2 protein-coding genes are annotated in these 3,135 nt (G+C 74.2%); both read left to right on the plus strand.

Annotation, left to right across the window (positions count from 1 at the left end):
- Nucleotides 1-35: 35 nt before the first annotated feature.
- Nucleotides 36-1,367 (plus strand): PP2C family protein-serine/threonine phosphatase, encoded by a 1,332-nt coding sequence (locus C1I97_RS34035; protein WP_258382875.1) that lies wholly within the window; start codon nt 36-38, stop codon nt 1,365-1,367.
- A 158-nt stretch (nt 1,368-1,525) separates the two neighbouring features.
- On the plus strand, nt 1,526-2,944 hold the full coding sequence (locus C1I97_RS34040; protein WP_111006856.1) for a vWA domain-containing protein: 1,419 nt from the start codon (nt 1,526-1,528) through the stop codon (nt 2,942-2,944).
- Nucleotides 2,945-3,135: the final 191 nt, after the last annotated feature.

Raw genomic sequence — 3,135 nt, forward strand, 5'->3', positions numbered from 1 at the left:
CGCACGGGCCGGGCACGAACACGGGCGGCGCCCCGCTGTCCCCGCCACCACCGGCGCCGCGGCCTCAGCAGCAGGCGGCAGCGCAGCCTCCGTGGCAGCAGCAGCCGCAGCCGCCGGCTCACCCTCCGCGGCAACCCCGACAGCAGCCGCAGGAGCAGGCGCAGGCGCACCCGGCGGCCCAGCCCCCGCACCAGGCGGAGCCGCGGGCTCAGGCGCCGGCCCAGCCGCAGCCGCAGGCCCAGGCGGCAGTCCGGCCACAGGCCCAGGACCAGGGCCAGCCACACGCGGCGGCCCAGCCCCCGCGGCAGGCGGAGCCGCAGCCGCCGCTCGCCGGCGCACCCGCGTCGCCGGCCTCCGGCGTACGGCTCGACCGGTCGGCGGAGCCCGACGAGTACCCGCTGCAGGCGCCGGACCCACGGGTGACCGCGGACGCCGCCGCCCCGGACGGGGGCGCCGCGGTGTGCGTGGCGTGCCGGGCCGGCCGGGTCGACAGCGACGGCTACTGCGAGAACTGCGGGCACGCCCAGCCGCGCGAACGCGACCACATGGAGCAGGAGTCGGGCCCGATCGCCGCGGTCAGCGACCGGGGCCTGCGCCACCACCGCAACGAGGACGCCTTCGCCGTCGGCCACACCGCGCTGCCCGACGGATCGCCCGCGGCCGTGGCGATCGTCTGCGACGGCGTGTCCTCCGCGACCCGCCCCGACGACGCCTCGCTGGCCGCCTCACGGGCGGCGAGCGAGTCCCTGCTGGCCGCGCTGCCCCGGGGCACGCACCCCCAGCAGGCCATGCACGAGGCGATCGTGGCCGCCGCGAAGGCGGTCGAGTCGCTCGCCGGGGAGCCCGCGACGGCCCGCGAGCACGCCCCGCACCAGAACGCGCCGGCCTGCACGATCGTCGGCGCGGTGGTCACCCCCGGCCTGCTGGTCGTCGGCTGGGTCGGCGACAGCCGCGTCTACTGGGTGCCGGTGGACCGCTCCACGCCCCCGGCCCGGCTCACCGAGGACGACTCGTGGGCCGCGCAGATGGTCGCCGCGGGCCTGATGACCGAGGCGGAGGCGTACGCCGACGAGCGCGCCCACGCGATCACCGGCTGGCTCGGCGCGGACGCCTACGAACTGGAGCCGCACACCGCCTCCTTCAAGCCGGACCGGCCGGGTGTGGTCGTGGTCTGCTCGGACGGGCTGTGGAACTACGCCGAGACGGCCGAGGAGATGGCCGAGGCCGTCCCCCGCGACGCCGCCGTACGGCCGCTGCACAGCGCCCGGGTGCTGGTCGGCCACGCCCTGGACGGCGGGGGCCACGACAACGTAACAGTGGCCGTCCTGCCGTTCCCGGCCCCGCCGCAAGGGGCAGGATCGCCCTGAGGGACGTGTGCCGGGGCATGCCGTGACACGTGGCACGTGACGGGAGCCCGGACCCGGGCCCTCACCGACGGGGAAGTTCCGAGGGACCGGAGGGGACCGGTCCGTTCACAGTCGTCATCCCCCCGCGCGGGGGCTCCAGGAGGGGGATCCGGGAGGGCATGGCCAATTTCTCGAAGTCCAGCGTGCCGCGGTTCTCGGTGGACGTGTACCAGAACGAGTACCTGCCCGAGGGCGGCCGGGAGGTCAACGCGATCGTCACGGTCACCGCGACCGGCGGCGGCACGGTCGGCGGTGCGGTGGCGGCACCGCACCTCTACGTGCCCGGCCGGGGACCGTCCGCGGCGGTGGCGCTGATGGTCGACTGCTCGGGTTCGATGGACTACCCGCCGGCCAAGATGCGCAACGCCCGGGACGCCACGGCCGCCGCGATCGACACCCTGCGCGACGGCGTGCGCTTCGCGGTGATCGGCGGCACGCACGTGGCCAAGGAGGTCTATCCGGGCAGCGGCCGGCTGGCGGTCGCCGACGCCACCACCCGTGAGCAGGCCAAGCTGGCGCTGCGCCGGCTGAGCGCGGGTGGCGGCACGGCCATCGGCACCTGGCTGCGGCTGGCCGACCGGCTGCTGTCCTCGGCCGAGGTCGGCATCCGGCACGGCATCCTGCTCACCGACGGCCGCAACGAGCACGAGTCGCCCGAGGACCTCAGGTGGGCGCTCGACGACTGCGCGGGACGCTTCACGTGCGACGCGCGCGGCGTGGGCACCGACTGGGAAGTGAAAGAAGTCACAGGGATCGCCTCCGCGCTGCTCGGCACCGCCGACATCGTCGCCGACCCGGCCGGTCTGGCCGCCGACTTCACCCGGATGATGGAGGCGGCGATGGGCAAGGAGGTCGCGGACGTCGCCCTGCGGGTGTGGACGCCGGTCGGCGCGGCCATCAAGTTCGTCAAGCAAGTCGCGCCCAGCGTCGAGGAGTTGACGGAACGCCGCACCCAGGCGGGCCCGCGTGCCGGGGACTATCCCACCGGCTCCTGGGGGGACGAGTCCCGTGACTACCACCTCTGCGTGGAGGTGCCCGCGGCCGGCATCGGCCAGGAAATGCTCGCGGCCCGGGTCTCCCTGGTGGTCCCGCAACCTGGGGGCCCCTCCCGCTCATGGGGGTCCCCCCGCTCGAGCGGAGCCGAGAGTGGGGGAGAAGCCGAGAGTGGGGGAGGAACGGCACAGAACCTCGGCGCACAGGGCCTCGTACGGGCCGTCTGGACCGACGACATGACCGCCTCCACCTCGATCAACCCGCAGGTGGCCCACTACACCGGGCAGGCCGAACTGGCACAGGCCATCCAGCAAGGACTCGAACTCCGCAAAGCAGGCGATACCGATGGAGCGACGGCCAAACTGGGCCGGGCCGTTCAGCTCGCCGGCGCCTCGGGGAACGCGGATACTGCGAAACTGCTTGCGAAGGTGGTGGACGTGGTCGACGCGACGACAGGTACTGTGCGACTGAAAGCGAAGGTCGAGGAGGCCGACGAGATGACTCTCGAGACACGGTCCACCAAGACCGTCCGTGTGAAGAAGTGACGCGGTACCACCGCGACAGACAGCGAAAGACAGCGAGCCTGGCCCCTCGGGGTGGGAGAAATCCGGTCGAGACGGCCGGAAAGGAGAGGGGGAAGCGCCGACATGCCGACCTGCCCGAACGGACACCAGTCGGGTTCCGACGACTGGTGTGAGGTGTGCGGTCACCGCATGGCCGGTGCCGTGCCTCCGCC

It is taken from the genome of Streptomyces sp. NTH33 (assembly GCF_003236365.1).
Lineage (GTDB): Bacteria > Actinomycetota > Actinomycetes > Streptomycetales > Streptomycetaceae > Streptomyces.

Coding starts and splice junctions, on each gene's coding strand:
- C1I97_RS34040 (WP_111006856.1), top strand. CDS start 1,526: ATGGCCAATTTCTCGAAGTCCAGCGTGCCGCGGTTCTCGGTGGACGTG.